At 69.8% G+C, this 25,027-nt stretch carries 22 protein-coding genes and 2 tRNA genes; 6 read left to right on the top strand and 18 right to left on the bottom strand.

All coding sequences use genetic code 11. The features are described from left to right. Positions 1 to 22: 22 nt before the first annotated feature. Both ACGFU7_RS22570 and leuS read right to left on the bottom strand, forming a co-directional pair. Positions 23 to 784 (bottom strand): hypothetical protein, encoded by a 762-nt coding sequence (locus tag ACGFU7_RS22570; protein WP_393697795.1) that lies wholly within the window; start codon positions 782 to 784, stop codon positions 23 to 25. A 198-nt stretch (positions 785 to 982) separates the two neighbouring features. Beyond that, positions 983 to 3,856 (bottom strand): leucine--tRNA ligase, encoded by a 2,874-nt coding sequence (leuS, locus tag ACGFU7_RS22565; RefSeq protein WP_393697794.1) that lies wholly within the window; start codon positions 3,854 to 3,856, stop codon positions 983 to 985. A 442-nt stretch (positions 3,857 to 4,298) separates the two neighbouring features. Between leuS and ACGFU7_RS22560 the strand changes: the two genes are divergently transcribed. Then, complete coding sequence (locus ACGFU7_RS22560) at positions 4,299 to 5,546, top strand: hypothetical protein (RefSeq protein ID WP_393697793.1); 1,248 nt, start codon at positions 4,299 to 4,301, stop codon at positions 5,544 to 5,546. After that, on the top strand, positions 5,543 to 7,120 hold the full coding sequence (locus tag ACGFU7_RS22555) for an NADH-ubiquinone oxidoreductase-F iron-sulfur binding region domain-containing protein (protein WP_393697792.1): 1,578 nt from the start codon (positions 5,543 to 5,545) through the stop codon (positions 7,118 to 7,120). Before ACGFU7_RS22560 ends, ACGFU7_RS22555 begins: the two co-directional genes overlap by 4 nt. A 75-nt stretch (positions 7,121 to 7,195) precedes the next feature. Here ACGFU7_RS22555 and ACGFU7_RS22550 read toward each other — a convergent pair. The 3 genes from ACGFU7_RS22550 to ACGFU7_RS22540 all read right to left on the bottom strand — a co-directional run bounded on the left by ACGFU7_RS22550 (position 7,196) and on the right by ACGFU7_RS22540 (position 9,348). Then, positions 7,196 to 7,268: transfer RNA gene (locus tag ACGFU7_RS22550), tRNA-Ala, on the bottom strand. A gap of 135 nt (positions 7,269 to 7,403) precedes the next feature. Further along, complete coding sequence (locus ACGFU7_RS22545) at positions 7,404 to 7,637, bottom strand: hypothetical protein (protein WP_351784846.1); 234 nt, start codon at positions 7,635 to 7,637, stop codon at positions 7,404 to 7,406. A gap of 259 nt (positions 7,638 to 7,896) precedes the next feature. Continuing rightward, entirely contained in the window at positions 7,897 to 9,348 is a 1,452-nt protein-coding gene (locus tag ACGFU7_RS22540; RefSeq protein WP_393697791.1) for an MFS transporter, read from the bottom strand. 102 nt (positions 9,349 to 9,450) lie between these two features. Here ACGFU7_RS22540 and ACGFU7_RS22535 point away from each other — a divergent pair, with 102 nt between their 5' ends. Continuing rightward, positions 9,451 to 10,314: a helix-turn-helix transcriptional regulator gene (locus tag ACGFU7_RS22535; RefSeq protein ID WP_393697790.1), complete on the top strand. Its 864-nt coding sequence runs from the start codon at positions 9,451 to 9,453 to the stop codon at positions 10,312 to 10,314. A 105-nt stretch (positions 10,315 to 10,419) separates the two neighbouring features. Here ACGFU7_RS22535 and ACGFU7_RS22530 read toward each other — a convergent pair. The 7 genes from ACGFU7_RS22530 to ACGFU7_RS22500 form a co-directional block, all read right to left on the bottom strand. Continuing rightward, positions 10,420 to 10,492: transfer RNA gene (locus tag ACGFU7_RS22530), tRNA-Ala, on the bottom strand. A 181-nt stretch (positions 10,493 to 10,673) separates the two neighbouring features. Beyond that, on the bottom strand, positions 10,674 to 11,327 hold the full coding sequence (locus tag ACGFU7_RS22525) for a histidine phosphatase family protein (protein WP_393697924.1): 654 nt from the start codon (positions 11,325 to 11,327) through the stop codon (positions 10,674 to 10,676). Then, positions 11,324 to 11,755: a ribosome silencing factor gene (gene rsfS / locus ACGFU7_RS22520; protein WP_393697789.1), complete on the bottom strand. Its 432-nt coding sequence runs from the start codon at positions 11,753 to 11,755 to the stop codon at positions 11,324 to 11,326. Before rsfS ends, ACGFU7_RS22525 begins: the two co-directional genes overlap by 4 nt. A gap of 114 nt (positions 11,756 to 11,869) precedes the next feature. Next, complete coding sequence (locus ACGFU7_RS22515) at positions 11,870 to 13,603, bottom strand: LCP family protein (RefSeq protein WP_393697788.1); 1,734 nt, start codon at positions 13,601 to 13,603, stop codon at positions 11,870 to 11,872. A gap of 19 nt (positions 13,604 to 13,622) precedes the next feature. Further along, on the bottom strand, positions 13,623 to 14,240 hold the full coding sequence (gene nadD / locus ACGFU7_RS22510) for a nicotinate-nucleotide adenylyltransferase (RefSeq protein WP_393697787.1): 618 nt from the start codon (positions 14,238 to 14,240) through the stop codon (positions 13,623 to 13,625). A gap of 38 nt (positions 14,241 to 14,278) precedes the next feature. After that, on the bottom strand, positions 14,279 to 14,443 hold the full coding sequence (locus ACGFU7_RS22505; protein WP_327367385.1) for a hypothetical protein: 165 nt from the start codon (positions 14,441 to 14,443) through the stop codon (positions 14,279 to 14,281). Between the two features lie 84 nt (positions 14,444 to 14,527). Further along, positions 14,528 to 14,680: a hypothetical protein gene (locus tag ACGFU7_RS22500; RefSeq protein WP_326765550.1), complete on the bottom strand. Its 153-nt coding sequence runs from the start codon at positions 14,678 to 14,680 to the stop codon at positions 14,528 to 14,530. Between the two features lie 110 nt (positions 14,681 to 14,790). Between ACGFU7_RS22500 and ACGFU7_RS22495 the strand changes: the two genes are divergently transcribed. Further along, entirely contained in the window at positions 14,791 to 15,927 is a 1,137-nt protein-coding gene (locus tag ACGFU7_RS22495) for a M48 family metallopeptidase (RefSeq protein WP_393697786.1), read from the top strand. Here ACGFU7_RS22495 and ACGFU7_RS22490 read toward each other — a convergent pair. The 5 genes from ACGFU7_RS22490 to proB all read right to left on the bottom strand — a co-directional run bounded on the left by ACGFU7_RS22490 (position 15,851) and on the right by proB (position 21,070). After that, the gene (locus ACGFU7_RS22490; RefSeq protein WP_393697785.1) at positions 15,851 to 16,981 is read right to left on the bottom strand and encodes a hypothetical protein; all 1,131 of its coding nucleotides are present in this window, start codon (positions 16,979 to 16,981) and stop codon (positions 15,851 to 15,853) included. The two genes, ACGFU7_RS22495 and ACGFU7_RS22490, sit on opposite strands and share 77 nt — an antisense overlap. Positions 16,982 to 17,218: 237 nt before the next feature. Then, positions 17,219 to 17,824, bottom strand: a complete 606-nt coding sequence (locus ACGFU7_RS22485) for a hypothetical protein (RefSeq protein WP_393697784.1) — start codon at positions 17,822 to 17,824, stop codon at positions 17,219 to 17,221. A 67-nt stretch (positions 17,825 to 17,891) separates the two neighbouring features. Continuing rightward, positions 17,892 to 19,175, bottom strand: coding sequence for a glutamate-5-semialdehyde dehydrogenase (locus ACGFU7_RS22480; protein WP_393697783.1), 1,284 nt, complete (start codon positions 19,173 to 19,175; stop codon positions 17,892 to 17,894). 116 nt (positions 19,176 to 19,291) lie between these two features. Beyond that, positions 19,292 to 19,792, bottom strand: coding sequence for a hypothetical protein (locus tag ACGFU7_RS22475; protein WP_393697782.1), 501 nt, complete (start codon positions 19,790 to 19,792; stop codon positions 19,292 to 19,294). 144 nt (positions 19,793 to 19,936) lie between these two features. Further along, positions 19,937 to 21,070, bottom strand: coding sequence for a glutamate 5-kinase (gene proB / locus ACGFU7_RS22470; protein WP_393697781.1), 1,134 nt, complete (start codon positions 21,068 to 21,070; stop codon positions 19,937 to 19,939). Positions 21,071 to 21,352: 282 nt separating this feature from the next. Here proB and ACGFU7_RS22465 point away from each other — a divergent pair, with 282 nt between their 5' ends. Both ACGFU7_RS22465 and rfbC read left to right on the top strand, forming a co-directional pair. Then, on the top strand, positions 21,353 to 23,392 hold the full coding sequence (locus tag ACGFU7_RS22465; protein ID WP_393697780.1) for a glycosyltransferase family 2 protein: 2,040 nt from the start codon (positions 21,353 to 21,355) through the stop codon (positions 23,390 to 23,392). Positions 23,393 to 23,496: 104 nt separating this feature from the next. After that, entirely contained in the window at positions 23,497 to 24,096 is a 600-nt protein-coding gene (gene rfbC, locus ACGFU7_RS22460; RefSeq protein ID WP_393697779.1) for a dTDP-4-dehydrorhamnose 3,5-epimerase, read from the top strand. Positions 24,097 to 24,167: 71 nt separating this feature from the next. Here rfbC and ACGFU7_RS22455 read toward each other — a convergent pair whose 3' ends face one another. After that, positions 24,168 to 24,962, bottom strand: a complete 795-nt coding sequence (locus ACGFU7_RS22455) for a class I SAM-dependent methyltransferase (protein WP_393697778.1) — start codon at positions 24,960 to 24,962, stop codon at positions 24,168 to 24,170. Positions 24,963 to 25,027 lie beyond the last annotated feature (65 nt).

Genomic DNA, 25,027 nt, shown 5'->3' with positions numbered 1-25,027 from the left:
TCACCGCCGGTCATCGAACGCCTCAGTTCGTCGTTTCGGGCCGAGCTGCCTTCTGCCACGGGTATTCGTTCTGCCGTCGCGGGTCCGGAGCCGTGATCGCCTGCGCCACATCGTCGGCCGGCCCACGCCCTTGCCCTTGCCCTTGCCCTTGCCCTTGCCCTTGCCCTTGCCGACGCTCCTGCCCCTGGTCGCGCCCATCGCCCTGCGGCTGCCCCTGCCCGCGGACCGGCTCGTCCGGCTCCACCGTCCAGTGCCGCAGCGCCCCGGCCTCCACGTCGATCTGCGCATTCAGCACGTCCAGATCGTCGTCGGTGAACTGCCGCGCCCGGTCCCGCGCGGCCCATCGCAGCGAATCCGCAGAGTGCGTGATCCGCTCCGTACGCTGCTTCAGGCCCGGCAGCAGCGAGGCGGCCGTCGTCCGGTCGGGTTCGCGCTCCAGTCTCTTCAGCTCGTCGTCCAGCTCGCGCCCGTGCACGCTCAGCCGCTGGAACAGGCCCAGTGACTCCGAGAGCGAGGCATCCTCGGCGGCTCCCGTCTCCAACGCCTCCTGCGTGGCCCGCATGGATGTACGCAGCGCGAGCCGCAGCTGTGCCAGCTCTCCGCCCAAGCCCGCCTGGCCATAGCTCTTCGCCCGCAGCGCGGTGTCCTCGACGGTGCGGCGCGCCTGGGTGATCGTACGGTCCACACCCCTCTTCGCCACGCCGATGGCCTTGACGCCCGCGTACACGCCCAGGGCGATGAAGGCGAAAAAGAGCAACCCCAGAATCAGGATCACGGCTTCCATGAGCGCCCCTCGGATGTCGTTTCGGCTGCCGGGTGCCGGCCCCTCCACCGTAAACGGAAAGAGCAGGCCGAGGGTTCCTTCGGAACCCCCAACCTGCCCGTAGGGGAACGCCCCCACACCGCTGTACAGCAACCAGCGGTTACGCGACGACCGTCACGCGGGGACGATGAGCCCCCTCACGCGGGACGATCAGCGCCATCACGCCGGGACGATATTGACCAGCTTCGGCGCGCGCACGATCACCTTGCGGATGCCCGCACCGTTCAGCGCCGCGACCACGGCCGGGTCGGCCAGGGCCAGTGCTTCCAGTTCCTCGTCCGCGATCGACGGGGAGATCTCCAGGCGCGCCTTGACCTTGCCCTTGACCTGCACGACGCAGGTCACGGTCTCGTCCACTACGTACGCCGGGTCGGCGACCGGGAAGTCCTGGTGCACGACCGACTCGGTGTGGCCCAGCCGGCGCCACAGCTCCTCGGCGATGTGCGGCGCCAGCGGCGCCACCAGCAGCACCAGCGACTCGGCGACACTCCGGGACAGCGGGCCGCCGGCCTTGGTCAGGTGGTTGTTCAGCTCGGTGACCTTGGCGATGGCCGTGTTGAAGCGCATCCCGGCCATGTCCTGGCCGACCCCGTCGATCGCCTTGTGCAGCGCCCGCAGCGTCTCCTCGCCCGGCTCCGTGTCGACGACGGTGACCTCACCGGTCTCCTCGTCCACGACGTTGCGCCACAGCCGCTGCAGCAGCCGGTACTGGCCGACGACGGCACGCGTGTCCCACGGCCGCGACACGTCCAGGGGGCCCATCGCCATCTCGTACAGGCGCAGCGTGTCCGCACCGTACTCGGCGCAGATCTCGTCCGGTGTGACGGCGTTCTTCAGGGACTTGCCCATCTTGCCCAGGACGCGGCTGACCTTCTCACCCTGGTAGTAGAACTTTCCGTCCCGCTCCTCGACCTCGGCCGCCGGGACCGCGATGCCGCGGCTGTCCCGGTAGACGAATGCCTGGATCATGCCCTGGTTGTACAGCTTGTGGAACGGCTCGGCGGACGAGATGTGTCCCAGGTCGTGCAGCACCTTGGACCAGAAGCGGGCGTACAGCAGGTGCAGTACGGCGTGCTCGGCGCCGCCGACGTACAGGTCGACGCCACCGGTCGGCTGTCCCTCGCGCGGGCCCATCCAGTACTGCTCGATCGCCGGATCGACCAGCTGACGGCCGTTGTTCGGGTCCAGGTAGCGCAGCTCGTACCAGCAGGAGCCCGCCCAGTTGGGCATGGTGTTGGTCTCGCGGCGGTACTTCTTCGGGCCGTTGCCGTCACCCAGGTCCAGGGTGACGTTGACCCAGTCGGCGTTCCGGGACAGCGGGGTCTCGGGCTGGGTGTCGGCGTCCTCGGGGTCGAAGGTCCGCGGCGAGTAGTCGTCGACCTCCGGCAGTTCCAGGGGCAGCATCGACTCGGGCAGCGGGTGGGCGATGCCGTCCTCGTCGTAGACGATCGGGAAGGGCTCGCCCCAGTAGCGCTGACGGCTGAACAGCCAGTCGCGCAGCCGGAAGTTGACGGTGCCCTCACCGACGCCGTGCGCCTTCAGCCACTCGGTGATCTTCGCCTTGGCGTCTACGACGCCCAGACCGTCCAGCGAGATCTCGTCATTGGCGGAGTTGACCAGCTTCGCTTCGTACGAGGCGAAGGCGTCGTCCCACGTCGAGGGGTCCGTACCGCGGTCGTCCGACGGCTCGACGACACAGCGCATCGGCAGCTCGAAGGCGCGCGCGAAGGCGAAGTCGCGCGCATCGTGCGCCGGGACCGCCATGATCGCGCCGGTGCCGTACCCCATCAGGACGTAGTCGGCGATGAAGACGGGCACCTTCTCGCCGCTGACCGGGTTGGTCGCGTACGCACCGGTGAAGACACCGGTCTTGTCCTTGGCCTCGGCCTGCCGCTCCACGTCGGACTTGGCGGCGGCCAGCTTGCGGTACGCGGCGACGGCCTCGGCCGGGGACGCGTGCCCGCCGGTCCACACCGGGTGGGTGCCCTCGGGCCAGGCGGCCGGAATGATCCGCTCGACCAGCTCGTGCTCGGGCGCCAGCACCATGTAGGTGGCACCGAACAGGGTGTCCTGGCGGGTGGTGAAGACGGTGATGCCGCCCGCACCGTCGACCGGGAAGTCGACGCGTGCGCCTTCGGAACGCCCGATCCAGTTGCGCTGCTGCAGCTTGATGGCCTCGGGCCAGTCCAGCCCGTCCAGGTCGTTCAGCAGCCGGTCGGCGTAGGCGGTGATGCGCATGTTCCACTGGCGCAGCTTGGCCTTGAAGACGGGGAAGTTGCCGCGCTCGGAACGGCCGTCGGCCGTCACCTCTTCATTGGCCAGTACGGTGCCCAGGCCCGGCGACCAGTTGACCGGCGCGTCGGAGGCGTACGCCAGGCGGTACTCGCCCAGGACGTCCGCGCGCTCGGCGGCGCTCAGCGCACTCCAGTCACGGCCGTCCGGGGTGGGGCGCGAACCGCTCTCGAACTGGGCGACCAGCTCGCCGACCGGGCGGGCCCGGTCGGCCTCGGTGTCGTACCAGGAGTTGAAGATCTGCAGGAAGATCCACTGGGTCCACTTGTAGTACTCCGACTCGATCGTGGCGAACGAGCGGCGCTTGTCGTGGCCCAGGCCCAGCCGGCGCAGCTGGGCGGTCATGTTCTCGATGTTGGCCACGGTGGAGACCCGCGGGTGTGTGCCGGTCTGCACGGCGTACTGCTCCGCGGGCAGGCCGAAGGCGTCGAAGCCCAGGGTGTGCAGCACGTTGTGCCCGGTCATCCGCTGGTGGCGGGCGAAGACATCGGTGGCGATGTAGCCCAGTGGGTGACCGACGTGCAGGCCTGCACCCGAGGGGTACGGGAACATGTCCATGATGAACTTCTTCGGCTTGGCGGCCAGTTCCGGATTGCCCGCCAGGTCACCGGTCGGATTCGGCGCCTCGTACGTGCCCTCGGCGTCCCAGAAGTCCTGCCAGCGTGCCTCGATGTCGGCGGCCATCGCCGCCGTGTAGCGGTGCGGCGCAGCCGTCTCGGCTGCGGAATTCGTCTCGCTCATGATCCTCAAAGCTCCATCGATCGTCATCTGCCGGCGCCCATGTCTACGGACACGCGTCTACGGAAACGAAAAATCCCCTCGCACAGGAGGGGACGCCGCGCCGATTCCGACCAGGCATTCTCACCGGTCGGGACTGATCAGCGCGGCTCGCTAAGCAGAAGGCGTACGGCACGCATGGCGCCAGGGTATCGCACGGGCCCGGAGCCGGGCCGGGCACGACCGGTCCGTGGACGGGGCGGCGGGAGCGACCGTACGGCGGAACGTCCGGGAAGCGGGGGTTACTCCGCGTACCGCCCTGTACCGGGGCAACCGATCAAAGCCCGTACTGGCCGGTATGGAGCGACTTAGCATGCCGCAACGGGACCGCTTTGCCGAACTATTCGGAGTCGCCCCCATGAACCCTCATCGCAAGATCCGCTCATCCCCCACCATGAGCCCGGGCATGAGCCGCCCGATGCAGGGCGGACTGACCGTCGCCGTGCTGGTTCTCATCCCTCTGCTCGCCGTCGCAGGGAGCGACGACTTGCGCGCCACCCTCGACTTCACGACCGGCGTCCTCTCGCTGGTCTCGCTCACCGCCGCGGTGGGCTGGGGCCTGCTCGCCACCGACCGGCTGTTCCTCTCCTCGCGGCATCGACTGCTCGCTCAGGGCGTCCACCGTGCCGCTGCCGCCGCCTCGCTCGGCTTCCTGCTGCTCCATGTCACCGTGAAGGTCGCGCTCGGGCATGTGGCGCTGATCGGCGCGCTCATACCCTTCGGCCTCGGTGTGCGCGGGACGGCGGGGCTGATCGGTTTCGGCTCGCTGGCCGGGCTGCTGATGGTGGTCACCGCCGCGACCGGCGCACTACGCAGCGCCTTTGCCGCCCCCAGCAGGATCGCGGGCCGCTGGCGCGCCCTTCACGCGCTGTCCTATCCGGCGTGGTGCGCGGCGCTGGTGCACGGCCTGTACGTGGGCCGGCCGCCGGCGACCTGGGTCGTGGTGATGTACAGCCTCTGTCTGCTCGCGGTGGCCGGCGCCCTGTGCCTGCGCCTGCTCCCGCCTTCGGCCAAGCGCCGGGTCACCGGCCTGGTCACCGCTCTGATCAAGCCGGACACTCCACCCGCCGAACCGGAACCGGTGGTACGTGCAACCCCGCTTCCCGGTACGGAGGGTGTACTTCCGCTCGGCGCCGGGACGGGTCGGGAAGCGCCGGGCGCGAACGGGACGGGCCGCGAGGCATTCGGCCGGGGTCTGCGCGGCACCCCGTTGCCGTCGTCCTTCGAGCGCCCCCGCACCGCCCTCTCCGCGCCTGCCCCGCCGTTGTACGAGGCCCCGCCACGCAGCTCCGACCGCCTCCCGACGGGCCCGGCCACGGATACGGATACGGATACGGATACGGATACGGGCACAGTTGCGGCAGGCTCAGGCGCATCCGCCGCCCCCTGGGGCCCCGGCCCCGGGATCGCCGCCGCCTACCGTGCGGTCTCGCTGGCCGCCGAAACCCCGGTTCCTCCCCCCGGGCAGAGCCCGCAGCAGTCGGCGGGCCGGTGGCCCATGCCGTCACCCGCACCACCGGCACAGGCACTCCGCCCCCTGCCCGACCCCACACAGACATTGCGCCCCTTCTACGAACCCGCACCCCCGCCGGGTCCGTTCTTTCCGCCCCCGGCCGGAGAACCCTGGCACGCACCCGCAGGAGACCGACCGTGAACATCCCTCTCCCCGACGTCCCCGAAGTCCGCGTCGTCGGTCTCCCCCAGCTGACCACCGGCTTCGACCTGGTCGAGCGGCTGGACCTCGCCATGCACCTGAAGGTGCACGGGCCGCTCGAACCGATGACCGGCGAGCGCCTCGCCGAGCTCGCCGAGACCATCTCGCTGCGCGGCCGAGGCGGTGCCGGATTCCCGTTCGGGAGGAAGCTGCGGGCGGTCGCCAAGGCATCCATCCGGCGCGGTGTACGCCCCGTCGTCGTGATCAACGGCAGCGAGGGCGAACCCGCCTGCCGCAAGGACACCGTGCTGCTCAACCGCGCCCCGCACCTCATCCTGGACGGCGCACTCCTGGCAGCCGAGGCGCTGGGTGCCCGTACGCTGATCGTCGCCGTCACCCGTAACTCCACGGAGATCTCCGTGCGCGCCGCCCTCGCCGAGCGGGGCCTGTCCGACCGGCGTGGCCAGCAGCTGCGCGCCCGGGTGGTGCGCACCCCCGAGCGGATGGTCTCCGGGGAGGCCTCGGCGGTCATCCGGGCGGCGAGCGGCGGCCCTGCCCTGCCGCCCGGCCGCCGTGAGCGCGCCGCCGAGTCGGGTGTCTCGGGCGCCCCGACCCTGCTGTCGAACGCGGAGACGTACGCGCAGCTCGCCGTCGCCGCCCGGATCGGCGCCCGCCGCTACGGGCACACCGGTCTGCCCGACGAACCCGGCACCGTGCTGCTCACCCTCTCCGGAGCCGTCTCGCGCCCGATGGTCATCGAGGTGCCCACGGGTGTGCCGCTGCGGTACGTGCTGCAGCTGGCCGGTGCGCCGCCGTTGCCGCAGGGCGTGCTGACCGGCGGCTATCACGGCAACTGGATCGATGCGATGGCCTCGCACGACGCCGTGGTCTCCCGGGAGTCCCTGGCCGCGGCCGGCGGCGCGCTGGGAGCGGGAGCGATCTTGCCGATCGGCCCCGAGAGCTGCCCGCTCGGCGAGTCCCTGCGGGTGGCGAACTGGCTCGCCGCCGAGACCGCGGGCCAGTGCGGTCCTTGCAAGCTGGGGCTGCCGGCCGCGGCGGGCGGGCTGTCCGACGTGCTGAACGGCGGCGGGCCCGCAGCCCTGGAGGCGCTGCGCGAGGTGACCCGGGCGGTGAAGGGCCGGGGCGCGTGCAAGCATCCGGACGGCTCGGCGCGCTTTCTGACCTCGACGCTGTCCGCCTTCACGGACGACCTGGCGGCCCATGTCCTGGACGGCGGCTGCGGCCGCGAGACGCTCGGGGTCCTGCCCCTTCCCGCACCCGGCCGGCCGGGCCTGGAGGAGTCCATTCCGAGCGGCGGGCGGCTGGCGGTGGACTGGACGCTCTGCCAGGGCCACGGGCTCTGCGCGGACATCGTCCCCGAGCTGATCAGGCTGGGCCCCGACGGCTACCCGGCGCTCGCGGACGCAGCGGTTCCGATGCATCTGAGGGGGCGCGCACAGCGTGCGGTGCGCCGATGTCCCGCGCTTGCGCTCCGCATCGAGCAGGAGGCGGCGGAACGCCCCGCGCTGCCGCCGGTCATCGGCCGGAAGGCTCTTGGCAGCGGCCGCGGTTGACGTACGTACACGAGAAGCACGTACACGAGAAGCGGGTCATCCCGTGAGGATGACCCGCTTCTCATTTCTTCACTGTGGAGCTAAGGAGAATTGAACTCCTGACCTCCTGCATGCCATGCAGGCGCTCTACCAACTGAGCTATAGCCCCGTGCTGCGTACCGCCCGGTTCCCCGTGGCGACATCGAGAACATTACCGGTGACCCCACCACTCCACCAAATCGTTTCCCGTCTGCACGGTTTTAGCCGATTTTGCGGCATCTTGGTCACGTGACGGCGAGGGGGTTCACGCGGTGGCGAAGGAGTAGAAGCGCTTGAGCGCGCAGTGCTCCTCCAACAGCCGCCCGTAGATCGGCTCCCCCTCCAGCTCCCGGTAGGTCTCGATCGGGTCGCCCTTTATGATCAGCGCCCGCGCACACTCCTCGCACCAGTACTGGTACTCCGGATTGATCGGATCCATGTCCCTGACGATGGGCGTACCGCTGCCGCACCAGTCGCACTTCCGCCTGTGTGCACCCATGAGTCAGCTCCGGCTTTGGCCACGGGCGGTACACACGCAGGGGACTTCGCCGTTCCCGCCGAGCACTTGGACCGCATGGGACGGATCACCGGCAGGACGACCGGCGCCGGCGCGGCGTTCGGGGACAAGGGGCAGGTCCGGGACCTCGTGGCGGCTCGCAGGCATCGCGCGCTCCCTCCCGTTCGGTCCGTCGCCCCCTCCGGCGGTCCGATTCTGCCATGACCCCGCAAGGGGGTCAGCCCGCCGGACATCCGGCCGGTCACCGACGCCGTACGAGACCCGCCGACGCACCTGCGATCGCGGCCACCGACAACGCGAGAGCGCATGCCCACAGGGCATGCCCCGACCCCTGCGCCCCTGGCGTATCAAGGCGGTTGAGATAGAGCGTGCCGAATGCCGCGACCCCGATCAGCTGGCCGAGTTGGGTGACGGTCACCAATACACCGCTCGCATCAGCCGCATCTTCCGGACGTACGTTCGCCAATGCCCCCGTAAGGGTGGGGCTGAAGCCCAGTGCCATGCCGCTGCCCATGATCGCGAAGGCCGCATACAGCCAGAGCCCGCCGTCGCCGCCGTCCCGCATCAGCAGCCCGATGGCCACGGAGGCGACGGCCACCAGGGCGAACCCGCCCGGAACCAGGGCCCCTTGGAACCGCGCGGGCCACCGGCGCCAGGTCAGCCCGATCGCACCGAACACCAGCGCGGTCGGTGCGAACATCAGCCCCGCGCGCAGCGCCGAATAGCCCAGACCGCCCTGGACGTGCAGCGTCATCGCGAAAAGGAAGCCCGCGTTGATCGCCATCACCACAAGAACGCGCAGCGCCGCCCGCGCCATGCCGGGGATGCGCAGCACCCTGGGCGCGACCAGGGGCGCACCACCGCGCGCGGCCAGCCGTGACTCGTACCCGACAAACCCGGCGAAGAACGCCACGGAGGCGACCATGCAGACCCAGGACCAGACCGGCCAGTCCAACTCCTGCCCGAGCACCAGGGGGACGGTGAGCAGTGTGACTGCGGCGGCGAGCAGCACCAGCCCCGGCAGATCGAGTCCGCGGGCCCGCGCCTGGGCCCTGGCGGCCCCCGTGCGCGGTTCGCTGGGCAGCACGCGGATGCCGAGCACCAGCAGAACCAGCCCGATCGGCACATTCACCAGGAAGACCGGCCGCCAGCCCGCGCCGAACAGATCGGCGCTGACCAGCACCCCGCCGACCACCTGCCCGGCGGCCGCGCCGGTGGCGAGCACCGCGCTGTAGGCACCGAGCGCCCGGATCCGCGCCTCGCCGGCGAAGTGGCGCTGGATGAGGGTGAGCACCTGCGGAATCATCACCGCCGCCCCCGCTCCCTGGATCAGCCGGAAGGCGATCAACTGCCCGGTTCCGGCGGCGAGTCCGCAGGCCAGCGAGGCGGCTGTGAAGACGGCGAGTCCGGCCAGATGGGCCCGGCCGTGCCCGAGCAGACCGCCGAGCCTGGCGCCGGTGATGAGCAGCACGGCGTACGTGATGGTGTAGCCGGCCACGATGAGCTGCAACCCGGCTCCGGAGGCGCCGAGTTCGCTCCGGATCGTCGGGGCGGCGACGTTGACGATGAAGATGTCGAGCAGTGCCATGAACTGAGCCGCGAGCACCAGGGCAAGCACTCTCCCGGGGCGTTTGTCAGTGGTGGCGTCTTTACTGGTTACGGAACGTGGAGTTGCCTCTGAGGCCGTCGTCATGGCATCGAGCCTGACCCCGGTCGAATACGGGTAACGAGAGCCCGCTGATGCTGGTACTGACAGCACCTGGCAACTCCCGTGCGGGGCGCCGACGATGGGGGTGTGACAACGGTGACGACGCATCAGCAGGGCCAGCACCGGCGGCGTCCGGAGCTCGCGGCTTTTCTGCGCAACCGCCGGGCGCGGGTGACACCCGCAGATGTGGGCATGGCGCCGGGGCTGCGCCGCCGCACCCCGGGCCTGCGCCGCGAGGAGGTCGCACAGCTCTCCGGCGTCGGTGTCACCTGGTACACCTGGCTGGAACAGGGCCGTCCGATCAACGCTTCACCGCAGGTCCTGGACGCCGTGGCGCGCACCCTCCGGCTGGACCCGCCGGAGCGCGAGCACCTCTACCACCTGGCGGAGGTGGCCTACGCCCCGGGCAGACAGACCGACGCGATAGAGGTGGGGCCCGAGATCCAGGGCATCATCGACGCGCTCGATCCGCACCCCGCCGTGGTCTACAACGCGCGGTACGACGTCCTGGCCACCAACCCCGCCTACCGCGACCTGTTCGGCATCCACGAATTGGCGGGGACGGGCATACGCAATGTGCTGTGGACACTGTTCACGGTGTCCGAGGAGGCCTGTCCCGTCGTCCACCGGACCCAGGAACTGCCGATCATGGTGGCGACGCTGCGGGGTGCCTACGGGCGCCATACGGGCGAGCTCGCCTGGGAGTCGTTCGTCGAACAGCTCTCGGCCGCCAGCCCGTACTTCGCCGAGCTGTGGCGCAGCGGGGATGTCGCCCCGCCGGGACCACGGGTGAAGACCTTCCGGCACTGGGCGGCGACCGCCGAGATACGGATGACCTCGGTGTCGCTGTCCGTCAACGGGCTGCCGGAGTGCCGGATCGTGGCCTACACCCCGGCCGACGAGGAGAGCGGGGAGCAAGTGGCGGCGCTGCGGCGGCGCCGGCAGGCGTGACCGGACACGCGGTCAGGCGGCCGGAAGGACCGGAAGGAACCGAGGGCCAGGCAATCAGGGGGAACGCAAAGATCCCGCCCCCTGGCGGGGACGGGATCTTGATTGTGGAGCTAAGGAGAATTGAACTCCTGACCTCCTGCATGCCATGCAGGCGCTCTACCAACTGAGCTATAGCCCCGCTGTTCGCTGTGTTTCCCTGCGTTTCCGCGCTGCGAACAAGAAGAACTTTAGCCTGTGACCAGCCAGAAAGTGAAATCCGGCCGACGCCGCCCGGGGCTGGCCTCCGAGCGCCGTCCGGGCCCGCCCCGCAGGCAGGCCCCGGCACTCCCGGGTCCCGGCACTCCCGGGCCCTGGCGCTCCTACGTGTCGTCGCCGAGCACCGGCTCCGGCAGCGTGCCGGCGTTGTGCTCCAGCAGACGCCAGCCCCGAGCGCCCTCGCCCAGCACCGACCAGCAGCAGTTGGAGAGCCCTCCGAGCCCTTCCCAGTGGTGCGACTCCAGGCCCAGCAGCCGACCGATGGTGGTGCGGATGGTGCCGCCGTGGCTGACCACGACAAGCGTGCCGCCGTCGGGCAGCTTCTCGGCGTGTCCGAGTACGACCGGGGCGGCCCGGTCGGCGACCTCGGTCTCCAGCTCACCGCCACCGCGGCGCACGGGCTCGCCGCGCTTCCATGCGGCGTACTGCTCGCCGTACTGCCCGACGATCTCCTCGTGGGTGAGGCCCTGCCAGGCACCCGCGTAGGTCTCGCGCAGTCCCGCGTCGTGCGCTACTTCGAGGCCGGTGATCGCGGCGAGCTCGGCAGCCGTGGCCGCCGCCCGCTGAAGATCGGAGGCGACGATCGCATCCGGCTTCAGCGAGGCGAGCAGCCGGGCGGCCCGCTGGGCCTGCCCGACGCCGGCCTCGGTGAGCGCGATGTCCGTGGAGCCCTGGAACCGGCGCTCCAGATTCCATGCCGTCTGACCGTGCCGCCAGAGGACGACCCTGCGGCCCCTGCCGCTTCCGCTGCCGTTCAGCTCTGCTCACCTTCCGTGCTGCCGGTGAGCTGGGTGTGCTCCGCGGCCTTGCCTCGGGTCTTGACGGCGTCCTCGGGCAGCGCGATCTCGGGGCAGTCCTTCCAGAGGCGCTCCAGCGCGTAGAAGACCCGCTCCTCGCTGTGCTGGACGTGGATGACGATGTCGACGTAGTCGAGGAGGATCCAGCGCGCGTCGCGGTCGCCCTCACGGCGTACCGGCTTGGCACCGAGTTCCTTCTGGAGCCGCTCCTCGATCTCGTCGACGATCGACTTGACCTGGCGGTCGTTGGGGGCCGAAGCCAGCAGGAAGGCGTCTGTGATCGACAGCACGTCGCTGACGTCGTACGCAATGATGTCGTGCGCGAGCCGGTCGGCGGCCGCCTGAGCGGCGGCGTTGATGAGCTCGATGGAGCGGTCCGTGGCGGTCACAAGCAGGCTTTCGTCGGCGGTCAGATCAACCTCTAGGGTCTCACGGACCGCCGACAGCCCACGCAGCGAACGTTCGAAGATCGAATCGACATCATCCGGGCGGTGCGGTCCCGGTCATTTGATCTCGTAGTTCTGGCCGAGCACGACGGACACATCCGCGTTCGCGGCGGGCTTGCCCTGCTTCAGCGCGCTCGTCGGCAGGCCCAGGGTCTTGGCGACCTGCGTCGCCTTGTCCTTGTCCGCCGCGGTCTTGTAGACGACCTCGGACAGCGCCGCGGTCTCGGCCGTTCCGCCGCCGACGAAGGCATAGCCGCCGTTGACCAGCTTGATCCGGGCGGACTCCGTGCCGTCCTTGTCACCGGTAGCGTTCTTGATCCCGACCCGCACCGCCGCACCGGCGTCCGGAGCCTTCACCGTGCCGCCCAGGATGTCCTTGACGACGCTCTCGGTGGCCGCGTCGGTGAGGGTGCCGTCGGCCTGCACGGGCAGCAGTGCCGTCTTGTAGTCGCCGATCTTGGCATGCTGGGCGAGCTTCGCCAGGGAGGCGCCGAGGTCCTTCTCGGGGAGCGACGGGTCGAGGATCTGCGCGAGCGTCTGCACAGTGACCGTGGCGACCTTCGGGTCGTCCGAGATCTTTCGCAGAACGCCCCACATGACCTCCCCGAACCGCATGAGCTGCTTCGCCTCGGCCTCACCGGGTGCCCGGTAGGTGGCGTACGCGACGGCCATCTGACCGCTCAGGGTCTGCGCCTCACCCTTCTTCACCAGGGGGGAAGCGCCCTTCTTCGTGTCGGGCACTTCGGTGTCGGTGTCGACCTCGATGCTGCCGACCAGATCGACGAGGGTCTCCAGATAGGGGGTGTCGAGCCGCCAGGTACCGCTGATCTTGGTGCCGAGCAGCGTGTCGATGGAATCGCGGGTGCCGGTGGTGCCGTCGTCCTCGACGGACTTGCCGAGGGTGGTCGTGACGCCCTCGTCGTCGGAGACCGAGAGCGAGTTGGGGAGCAGGACCGTGGTCCCCTGCTTGGTCGTCACATTGTCGACGAGCAGCGCCGTGGAGGTGCCACCCTTCTTGGTGTTGTGCAGATGAACGACGATGACGTCCCGCTGCTGCGGGCCCGTCGATGCCGTGTTGTCCTTCTCCGAGCCGGAGATGCCTGGGATCTTTCCGGCGGACCAGAGGTAGCCGACACCGCCGACCACGACCAGGACCACCACGACTATCAGCGCGACCATGCGGTTGCGGCCGCGACGCCGTGCCTCCTCGCGCCGCTCGCTGCGGCTCTCGGTGAACTTCAGCCAGTCGATGACGTCTTCGGAGTCCTCGTCGGGCTCCTCGATGAAGGAGAACTGCTCGGTGCGGTCGTCGCGGTCGGCTCGGCGCTGCCCGGGGACGGCCGGTTCCGGCTTGGCCTCGAAGTCCGGCTCGGGCTCGGGTTCCTGCCGGGCCGGCGCGGGTGCGGGCGGGGACGGCTGCGCGGCGGCCTGCTGCGGGATGTTCCACTGCTGAGTGGTGTCGACCGCGGCGGGCTGCCGGCCGGTGTCGTAGCCATAGCCGTCGTAGCCGCCGTATGCCTGCTGCTGAGGCTGTTGCGGTTGCTGGGGCTGCTGTGAGGCGTACGGGTCGTACGGCTGCGGCTGCACGGGCTGCGGCTGCTGAGGCTGGGCGTACGGGTCGTATCCGTACCCCTGGTCGGCCTGATGCGGCTGCTGCTGGGGCTGCTGAGGCGCATACGGGTCGTACGCCTGCTGTCCGGGCTGCTGATACACCGGCTGTCCGTACTCGTCGTAGCCGATGATCTGCGGCTGCTGGTAGTACGGGTCGTACGGGTTCTGTCGGTCGTTCACCGGTGCCCCTCTGCGTGGCTCATTCGCCGCGGTACAGCTGGCGCTTGTCGATGTAGCGGACCACACCGTCCGGCACCAAGTACCAGACCGGCTCGCCCTGCGCGACCCTCTCACGGCAGTCCGTGGACGAGATCGCGAGCGCGGGCACCTCCACGAGGGAGACCCCGCCCTCCGGCAGACCGGGGTCCGTGAGCACATGCCCCGGCCGCGTCACACCGATGAAGTGGGAGAGCGAGAACAGTTCGTCGGCGTCCCGCCAGGTGAGGATCTGGGAGAGCGCGTCGGCGCCGGTGATGAAGAAGAGGTCCGCGTCGTCGTGGATCGCGCGCAGGTCCCGCAGCGTGTCGATGGTGTACGTCGGACCGCTGCGGTCGATGTCGCTCCGGCTGACCGAGAACTGCGGGTTGGACGCCGTCGCGATGACCGTCATCAGATAGCGGTCCTCGGCCGGGGAGACGTTCTTGTGGCTCTTCTGCCACGGCTGCCCGGTCGGTACGAAGATCACCTCGTCGAGGTGGAACTGGGCGGCCACTTCGCTGGCCGCCACCAGGTGTCCATGATGAATCGGGTCAAACGTCCCGCCCATCACGCCGATTCGGCGCTTTCCACGGCCGGTAGGCACTTCCTGCTCTCCCATGCGTGCAGAGCCTACTGGCACAGCTGTACGCCTCCGCCTCAGCGGTCGCGGTTGAAGCGAGTGGTGATCCACAGCAGGAGGAGCAGCACGACGAACGCACCGCCTCCGGTGACATACGGGCTGAGGCTTTCGTGGTTGCCACCGTGCTCGCCGCCCTCGGCGGCGAGAGTGACCAGCTGGTGCGCGGTGCTCGTGAGGCTCATCTTCGGCAGGACCTATCGATCGGGAGTCGGAAGGAAGACGTCGCGCACATCGTATGCGGGCGCCCCGGGCACGCTCACGCCGACTCAGTCGTTGTTGTCGTCGTTGCGGTATCCGCGGAGCAGGAACCAGCCGAGCAGGACAGCTCCGACGAGCGAGGCGAGCAGCACGATACGGAGCGTGTTGCCGGGCCCCTGATCCCCGGATGCGGCGGCAAGCAGAGCAACGGTATGCGGCATGTCGGGCGTCTCCTCAGTTATCCACAGCCCCCCGCACACCGTAGCCCCAGCACCTACGCTGGGATTTGTCAGGGGGCGAGCGACGTCTCGTACGAACAGGGGGCCCATTCATGACCGAACGCAGCCACGAGAGCCACGAGAACGTGCCGAGCAGGCAGCGCAGGCGTTTCGCAGGGATCTCGTCCCGGGCCTACGAACACCCGGCGGACCGCTCGGCCCTGGTGGCCCTGCGCAAGCTGAGCGGTTTCGACACCGTGTTCAAGACACTGAGCGGTCTGCTGCCCGAGCGCAGCCTGCGGCTGCTCTTCCTGTCCGACTCCGTCCGGGTGAGCGACGCGCAGTTCGTCCATCTCAACGACATGCTGCGGGACGCCTGTTACATCCTGGACCTGGAGAAGGTCCCGCCGATGTACGTCAACCAGGACCCGCAGCCCAATGCCATGTGCATCGGTCTCGACGAGCCGATCATCGTGGTGACGACGGGGCTGGTGGAGCTGCTCGACGAGGAGGAGATGCGGGCCGTCATCGGCCACGAGGTGGGACACGCCCTCTCCGGTCACGCCGTGTACCGCACGATTCTGCTGTTCCTCACCAATATCGCGTTGAAGGTCGCCTGGATCCCGCTCGGCAATGTCGCGATCATGGCGATCGTGACAGCACTGCGTGAGTGGTTCCGCAAGTCGGAGCTGTCGGCAGACCGGGCGGGGCTGCTGGTCGGGCAGGATCTGCAGGCATCGATGCGCGGTCTGATGAAGATCGCGGGCGGCAATCATCTGCACGAGATGAATGTGGACGCCTTCCTCGCCCAGGCCGACGAGTACGAGAAGGGCGGCGATCTGCGCGACTCGGTGCTCAAGATCCTCAATCTGCTGCCCCGCTCGCACCCCTTCACCACGGTGCGCGCGGCCGAGCTGAAGAAGTGGTCCGAGACCCGCGACTACCAGCGGATCATGGATGGTCACTACCCGCGGCGCGACGAGGACAAGGACACCTCGGTGACGGACTCCTTCCGGGAGTCCGCGGCGCACTACGCGGACACGGTGCGTACCAGCAAGGATCCGCTGATGAAGCTGGTCGGCGACATAGCGGGCGGCGCCGGAGACCTGGGCGGCAAGCTCCGCGACAAGTTCACCGGCCAAGGAGGCGGAGGCTCAGCCGGCAAGGGCGGTACTACGGACGGCTCCGCGGGCTCTGAGAGCCCCCAGGAGCCTGAGACCCCTGATGAGCCGGGGACGGCGGGGAGCTGACCGTCAGCGTCCCGCAGAGCGCCGCCGTGGGCCGGTCCGTCGCGTACGGGTCGGTGCCCGCGGGGCCTCGGGGGACGGCGCGCTGCCCGGCGAGCAGCGGCCGCAGCGCACCGGTGGTGTCCGCCGGGCACGCCTGCGGTCCGGCCTGTACGTAGCTGCTGCGCAGCTCCAGCCGGTGCAGCCGCAGGTCTTCCCGGTCGAAGCGGAAGTGCAGCTCGCGCCGTACGGTGAAGAGCGAGGCGCCGCCTGCCCGTTGGGGCCCCGAGACGGCCGGGCGGAGCGTGTATGTGAACGTGTGGTCCGACACCACCTCCAGGGTGTCGGCCCCCGCCTCCGTGTAGCTCAGGGTGCCCCGGACCCGTACGTCCGGAGCGGCCAGTGCCACCTTCGCCGGGTCGAACCGCACCAGCCAGCCGGTCACGGCGTGCTGTCCGTCATCGTCCGGCCGGCTCATGCTGCGGTCGAACTGGGCCATCTGGTCCGGGTCGAGCAGCAGTTCCACCGGCCGCACCGCATCGCCGGTGAGGACGTCGGGGTCGAGCGAGGACGCCACCAGGTAGTCCTTGACCGTGGTCAGGGCCGTCGCCACCTGACTGTCCGAGAAATTGTCCGTCCCTCGGATCGCCGGCAGATTGATGCCTGCAGCACCTGTTTCGAACTGTGCGGCGGGGCTCTTCGCGAGGAGGCCGGCGGCGGTTCCGCCGGGTACGGCACCCTGGGGAGCCAGGGGCACGACGGTCGACCTCAGAGGTTCGGCCCTTCTGCCGACGGGCGCCTGGTAGGGATGGCGGAAGCCCATGTACACGGCGGTTCCGAAGGCCAGGGCGATCAGGAGGACCAGGGCGATGGCGGCCTTGCTCCCGGCCCGGAAGCCCCGGGCCGGGAGGCTGCGTACGGCACGGGCATGGTCCCCCATGCGCTCCTGGGCGGAGAATTCCTTCAGCCGGGCAGCACGCACGAACGACTCGTCGAAGACGAGTGACCGGTACTCGTCCTCACCGCCGCCCGGCGCGCTCTCGGGCGGACCTTCTGGTGGTTCTCCGCGGTCTGCCATGACTTCTCCCGACTCCACGTCACCGACCTGGGCCGAAACGCTTCGCTCTGCTTCGGCCGAATGGCTTCGGACAGGGCCTGCCCGTCATGAGTTCGCATGACGTCGCATGTGCGGACGAGTGAGAAGCCCCCTCGGAGAGAGGGGTCACACCTTCAGGGTAGGTCGATTACGACCGGGGTAAACGCCCAGCCGCGAGAGAACCGCCCGAGAGTTGCCCCGGACCCCGGCCGACCGCCCTCAGGACGGGCGTGGGACCGCTGAGACCGTGGGGCGGAGGAAGGCGGCCGAGGCCGACGGGATGGCGCTGGGTACGGGGCCGGGGCCACTGTCCACGCCGGTGGTGGCGGGCGGCGGGGCGGGGTCCTGACGGCTGCCCGAGGTGTTGCGGTAGACGGCGCTGAAGGCCAGCGCGACCATTCCGATGCCCATCAGGACGGCGAGCAGCCAGGCCACCGGCCGGTGCCAGCGCGCCGCACCCCGGTAGGGGCGCAGGGCGCCGCCGTGGCGCCCATAGGGGCCGCTGCCGTACGTGTCGTCGTCATCGGGGTCCAGCCGGTCGCCATAGGCGCTCCCGCGGCCGTACGCGCCGCCCGGCCCGTATCCCTCGTCATAGAGCTCGTCGTCCGGCGGACCGCCGCCCGCCCGCGCCCGGGACGCCTCGGCCTCGGCGCGCGCCTGCGCAGCCGCCAGCAGCCGCTCCACCGCGGTGGGTTCATGGATCTCGGCGGCCCGTACGAAGTCCTCGTCGAATACCACGGAGGCGAAGTCCTCGTCCGCGCCCCCGCGGTCGTCGTCGGGCTCCCAGCCGTCCGGGAACGGCCTGCCCCCCACGTCGTCCGGCACGGCTCCAGACTAGCCCCGCCGGGTCGTTCTGGGCAGGGAGCCCGCAACATTCACCGAGCCCTGACGGTCACCGCACGTGGCCGTCGCCCGTGACGATGTACTTCGTCGAGGTCAGCTCCGGCAGGCCCATCGGCCCCCTGGCGTGCAGCTTCTGCGTGGAGATGCCGATCTCGGCACCGAAGCCGAACTGACCGCCGTCGGTGAAGCGCGTCGACACGTTCACGGCCACCGTCGTGGAGTCCACCAACTGGGTGAAGCGACGGGCCGCGGCCTGGGACGTGGTCACGATCGCCTCGGTGTGGCCGGAGGACCAGAGCCGGATGTGCGCGACGGCCGCGTCCAGCGACTCCACGACGGCCGCGGCGATGTCGTACGAGAGGTACTCGGTCTCCCAGTCCTCCGGCGTCGCCGCCACCACGGTGGCCTTGGACCCTTCGGCGTATTCGAGGACCCGCTCGTCGCCGTGCACGGTCACCCCGGCGTCGGCCAGCGCGTCCAGGGCGCGCGGCAGGAACTGCGCGGCGACGTCCTTGTGGACCAGGAGCGTCTCGGCGGCGTTGCAGACGCTCGGGCGCTGCGCCTTGGAGTTGATCAGGATGTCGACGGCCATGTCGAGGTCGGTCTGCGCGTCCACGTACACATGGCAGTTGCCGGTGCCGGTCTCGATGACCGGAACGGTGGATTCCTCGACCACCGTACGGATCAGCGAGGCACCGCCGCGCGGGATGAGGACGTCGACGAGGCCGCGGGCCCGCATCAGTTCCCGTACCGAGTCACGGTTCTCGCCCGGCACCAGCTGCACCGCGTCGGCCGGGAGGCCGGAGCCGCCGACCGCGTCGCGCAGCACCCGCACGAGCGCGGCATTGGAGGCGTACGCGGAGGACGAGCCTCGCAGCAGGACGGCGTTGCCCGACTTCAGGCAGAGGGCCGCGGCGTCGACCGTCACATTGGGCCGGGCCTCGTAGATGATCCCGACCACGCCGAGCGGCACCCGGACCTGTCGCAGGTCGATGCCGTTGGGCAGGGTCGAGCCGCGGACGACCTCGCCGACCGGGTCGGGCAGCGCCGCCACGTCCCGCACATCGGCGGCGATGGCGCGGATCCGCTCCGGGGTGAGGGTGAGCCGGTCGACGATCGACTCGCTGGTCCCGGCCTCGCGGGCGCGGGCGACGTCCTCGGCGTTGGCCGCGACGATCTCGCCCGTCCGTACCTCCAGCGCGTCCGCGATCGCCAGCAGCGCGTCGTCCTTCGCCGCGCGCGGCAGCGGCGCGATGTCGGCGGCGGCGGAACGTGCCCGGTAGGCGGCCTGGGCGACCGGGGACATGTTGTCGTACGGCGAGAGCGTGGTCATGCCCGCAGAGTAGTGCGCACACTGCGGGCATCCGTCACGTATCCCGTGATGCGAGACAACTGCCCCGGGTCCGCCGCTCCCGTGATGCGACAGCCGCCCCGGGACCGCCGCCGCGCTCAGTACGGGTGCACGCCGACCGGGGAGGCCGGGGGTGGCCCGTATCCCTCGGCGACGCGCTGGTGGTACGTCTCGCGGTCGATGACTTCCAGGCCGACGATCTCCCAGGGCGGAAGGCCGGCGGTGGAGCGGTGCTCCCCCCACAGCCGCAGCGCGACGGCCGCCGCATCGTGCAGATCGCGGGCCTCTTCCCAGTAGCGGATCTCCGCGTGGTCATTGGCGTACCGGCTGGTCAGCAGGAAGGGATGGTCGTGCGCGAGCTGTTCGAGACCGCGTCTGACCTCCTTCAGCGGAATCGCGGCGCCCGAGACACTGAGCGTGATGTGCCAGAGTCTCGACGGGGTGCGCTCCTCCTCCACCACCGTCGGCTCGGGTCCGGTGGTCCGGTCGTTCCCGCGGTCCGTGGACCGGCTCCCGTCGAAGCCGACACCGGCTCCGACGCTGGTCAGGGCCCGGCCACCCGTTCCTCGGGGCGGCGCCCCCGGGCGCGCTCGTCTCACCGGCGGCCTCCTGTGAATGCGTTTGCTGTGCTGTACCCCGCTGTGTCCCCGTTACAAAGTTGACCAGTCCGCGGCCGACGATGGGGCGGTTTTCGTTAAGGTCTCTGCCCCGAGGCTGGACTTTCAGCCGTTTCAGGGGGTCTGTCAGGGGTGCAGGACGACGAGATCGTCCCTGTGTACGACCTCGCGCTCATATGCCGGACCGAGTTCCCGCGCCAGGTCGCGGGTGGAGCGGCCGAGCAACTGCGGGATCTCCTTGGCGTCGAAGTTGACGAGTCCGCGGGCCACGGGGCGGCCTTCGAGGTCGCGCAGTTCCACCGGATCGCCCGCGGTGAACTCGCCCTCGACCGCGGCGATCCCGGCGGGCAGCAGCGAGCTGTGCCGCTCGACGACCGCCTGTACGGCCCCGTCGTCGAGGGTCAGCGAACCCTGCGGGGTGGAGGCGTGGGCCAGCCAGAGCAGCCGGTCCGCCGAGCGGCGTCCGGTGCGGTGGAAGTACGTACCGGTGTCGCGTCCGGCCAGGGCGTCGGCGGCCCGGCTCGCGGAGGTGAGGACGACCGGGACTCCGGCGGCCGTGGCGATCCGGGCGGCCTCGACCTTGGTGACCATGCCGCCGGTGCCGACGCCCGCCTTCCCGGCGCTGCCGATGGTGACACCCGCGAGATCCTCGGGGCCGGCCACTTCGGCGACCCGTGAGGTGCCCGGGGTGCTGGGGTCGCCGTCGTAGAGGCCGTCCACGTCCGAGAGGAGGACCAGCAGATCGGCGCGGACGAGATGGGCGACTAGCGCGGCGAGCCGGTCGTTGTCGCCGAACCGGATCTCGTCGGTGGCGACGGTGTCGTTCTCGTTGACGATCGGGAGTGCGCCCATGTCCAGGAGCTGGTCGAGGGTGCGGTAGGCGTTGCGGTAGTGGGCGCGGCGGCTGGTGTCGTTGCTGGTGAGCAGCACCTGGCCGACGCGTACGCCGTAACGCGCGAAGGAGGCGGTGTAGCGGGCGACGAGCAGTCCCTGTCCGACGCTGGCAGCGGCCTGCTGTCTGGCCAGGTCCTTGGGCCTGCGGTGCAGTCCGAGCGGGGCGAGCCCGGCCGCGATGGCGCCGCTGGAGACGAGCACGATCTCGCGCTCCCCGCCGCTCCTGACCTTGGCGAGTACGTCGACGAGCGCGTCGACGCGGTCCGCGTCGAGGCCGCCCGCCGCGGTGGTGAGGGACGAGGAACCGACCTTGACCACGATCCTGCGGGCCTCTGTGACGCCCTGCCTTGCCCCTGACACGTACATCCCCAATGATTCGGCCTCGCCCAGCCCTGGCAATCTACGCGAGCGGCGGAATCGGCGCCTGTGCGTTTCGGCCCGTGGACGTGTGAGCGGGTCCATGGCCCCGAACGGGCACGGGAAAATCGATGTGTTCGAACCGGCGCAACCATCGGAACGTCTCGCTCATCTAACAGCCGATAGGGTGCGTGGCGGCGGCTCTCCCCCCATATTCGGCAGTGTGCAGTGTCGGCCCCGCATCCGCCGCCATCTCCAGGGACCTCTACTACCAGACATGGGACAGCAGCGATGCCAGTCAAAGTAAGTGTCGTCATTCCGGTATACAACCCGGGCAAGTACATCGACCCCTGCATCGACTCACTTCTGCGACAGACTCTCCCTGCAGGGGAGTTCGAAGTTCTCTTCGTCAACGATGGATCCACGGACGACACTCCTGAACGGCTCGAAAAGCTGGCGGCGGAACACCCTCATTTCCGGGTGATCACCATCCCCAACTCCGGATGGCCCGGAAAGCCCCGCAACGTCGGTGTGGACGAAGCGAAGGGCGAGTACGTCCAGTTCGTCGACCAGGACGACCATCTCGCCTCCGACGCCCTGCGCCGGCTGTACGAGATGGGGCACCGCAATGGTTCGGACATCGTCATCGGCAAGGTGGCCAGCAACTTCCGCGGTGTCCCGCACGGGGTGTTCAAGAAGAACCGCGAGAAGTGCACCCTTCGCGACGCACCGCTGTACGACAGCCTCACGCCGCACAAGATGTTCCGGACGGAATTCCTCCGTGTGAACGGCATCGCCTACCCCGAGGGCAAGCGCCGCCTGGAGGACCAGCTCTACATGATGCAGGCGTACTTCCCGGCCGAAGTCGTCTCCATCCTGGGCAACTACACCTGTTACTTCTATTCCCGGCGCGACGACGGCAAGAATGCCGGATCCACCAAGATCGTTCCGGCCCACTACTACGGAAACCTCCGCGAAGTCCTGGACGTCGTCGTGGCCAACACCGAGCCCGGTGAGTTCCGGGATCTGCTGCTCCGCCGCTTCTACCGGGTCGAGATGCTGAGCCGGCTCAGCGAACCCGCGGTGGTCAAATACCAGCCCGAGTTCTTCGGCGAGATGTGCGACGCGATCAGGCCGCTGGCCATCGACTTCATGGGCGACGGTGTGCACGACGGCCTCGGCCCGCTGCTGCGGATCCGGTCCACACTCCTGCGCAGGGACGACCGGGAGGGTCTGCTCCGGATCGCCCGGTTCGCCGGGTCCGTCAAGGCGTCGGCCCGTCTGGAGGAGTTCGCCTGGCAGCCGGACGGCCGCGTCGCTGTCACCGTCACCGCTCGGCTGGTCCAGGGCGACGACGAGGCCCCGGTGAAACTGCTGCGCCGGGACGGCCGCTACTTCCTGCACCCGGACAACAGCGGCGCACTGCTGGCCGAGGACGAACTCCTCGACGTCACCGACGACATCGACGGCTTCTCCGCCGAACTGTCCCTGCGCAACCGCGAGACGGCCGTCGAGTGGCCCTGCCCCGCGACGTTCACCACGCAGACGGATGAACTCGGCGACGGAGCCTGCGAGATCGTCCTGCGCGGCAGTGGTCATGTCTCTTCGGAGGCGGTCAAGGGCCGCGGCCGGGTCTCCCGTGGCTTCTGGGACATCTGGGTGCCACTGCGCGGCCTGGGCCTGGTCCGCAAGGCGAGGCTGGGTGCCGACCGCGCACCGGAGGTGGACGCCGCCTGCCTGCCCGCCTCGCTCGGCTCGCCGGCCCGTGCCGTCATCCCGTACTTCACCGACCCGCATGGCAACCTCACGCTCGATGTGGGCCGCCGCAGCAAGAAGCTCGCCACCTATCTGGACGGCCGTACGGTCCTGCGGACCCCGGGCCGCCGGCCCGAACTCCGGCTGGAGCTCTTCACCACCACCACGACCGTCGCCTCCGACGCCCAACTGGTCCTGAGTCCGGCCGACGGAGCCGGCTCGGCCGTGCACACGCTGCGCACCGTGCTGCACCCGGCAGAGGGCCGGGCCCACCTCACCGTGCCCGGCCGCGCCCCCGGCGTCGCGGCGGGCGCCTGGAAGCTCTCCGTCCGGCTGGACGGCGAGAAGGACCCCGCGCTCAGCCTCTGCGACGTCACCATCAGCAGGGGCGGCAGGATCGAGCTGGATCCGGAGCTGCCCGAGGCCGCAGAAACAGTCATGGTGGGCATGGCCGCGCAGCGCCGGAAGGCGACTCTGCATCGCGCGCTGCGCGCCGTCGGCGGCCCGATCGTGCGCAGGCTCCCGCCGCAGGGCCGGAAGCGCGCGCGCCGTCTCGCCGCCCGGCTCACCGGCTGATCCGCGCCCCGCAGATCCGCCGTCTCCCATGACGAGACGGTCCCACCAGCACAAACACCAGCACCAGCACCAGCACCAAACACATCGGACAAGGACGTGATCGCATGCGGCAGCTCTCCATCGCAGGGGCCTGGGTGCACGAGCCCAAGGTCTTCCCGGACAGCCGCGGCAGCTTCCACGAGTGGTTCAAGGCGTCGGAGCTCAGCGAGGCCGTCGGACACACACTGCAGCTCGCGCAGGCCAACTTCTCCATCTCCGGCCGGGGAACACTGCGCGGCGTCCACTTCGCCGATGTGCCGCCGAGCCAGGCGAAGTACGTCAAGTGCGTACGCGGCGCGGTGCTCGACGTCATCGTGGACATCCGCGTCGGCTCCCCCACGTACAAGCAGTGGGAAGCCGTCCGGCTCGACGATGCGGACCATCACGCCGTCTATCTCGCCGAGGGTCTCGGCCATGCCTTCATGGCCCTGACGGACGACGCGTCGGTCGTCTATCTGTGCTCCGAGGGGTACGCGCCCGGCCGCGAACACGGCATCAACCCGCTCGACCCCGAGCTGGGTATCGAGTGGCCGGAGGGAATCGCCCCGCTGCTGTCCGACAAGGACGCCGCGGCCCCCTCGCTGGCCGAGGCCGAGGAGCAGGGCCTGCTGCCGTCGTACGAGGCGTGCCAGGCGTACTACGCGCAGCTGCGCGCCCGCGGCTGAGCCCGGGCGGGAACGCCCGAAGCCCCCGTGGTCCCTACGGATCACGGGGGCTTCGTACTGTCTCGGTCCGGTCAGCCCGTCACGGCCTCGATGCGCTTACGCAGGGGCGCGAACGCCGAGCGGGGGCGGCGCAGGTTGCGGGCGCGGGCCAGGGCCGGCCAGAAGTCGGCGCCGAGCAGCGTCTCGGGCTGGACGGCGTTCTTGCGCACCAGCACCTCGTCGGGCACGTCCTGCGGATCGGGTACGACGTACTCCTCGATGATCTTGTCGTACGCGTTCTTCAGGATGTCGCTCTCCGGGTTGGCCCCGAACACGGCGACCACACCGGTCGGTGCCGTGTCCACCTCGACGACCACCAGGTCGGGACGGTAGCGGCGCAGCACCTGCGCCACCTTGTACACGTCACCGGTCCAGAACTTGGTGTGCCGGTCGCGGGCCGCCTCGTCGACATCGCGCGGCAGCATGTCGTCCAGCACGATCACGCTCGACCAGCGGGCATGCTTCTCGACGTTCATGAAGTCGCGCAGGGCGTACTCGAAGAGGTGCATGCCGTCGATGAAGGCGAGCTCCAGCTTCGGATCCCCGCCGAGCACATTGAGGGGATCGCGGCGGGCGAGGGCACGGAACGGGTTGCGGCCGTTGCGCAGGTGCAGCAGCGGGTCCTTGCGAGCGAAGAAGTCATCACTCGTCGCCTTGACCAGGTGGACGTCGCAGCTGATGTCCGTCACCACCCGGAAAGCGGGGTCGACGGCGACGGAGGGCACTCGCGAGAGGGCCAGGCTCCTGCCGTCGTTGACCCCGATCTCCAAATAGTTCCGAGGCCGGTAGACGCGGTGCAATTGACGCAGAAAGTCATGGCGGTTCACGTGGAGCAGCCCTTCGGAGGAAACCAACTGGTCTGGTCCCCGGCGAAGTTACCCCATGACCGCAC

It is taken from the genome of Streptomyces sp. NPDC048473 (assembly GCF_043200155.1).
Lineage (GTDB): Bacteria > Actinomycetota > Actinomycetes > Streptomycetales > Streptomycetaceae > Streptomyces.
The sequence above is the reverse complement of the archived record's forward strand: the minus strand, read 5'-3'. Positions and strand labels throughout refer to the sequence as shown.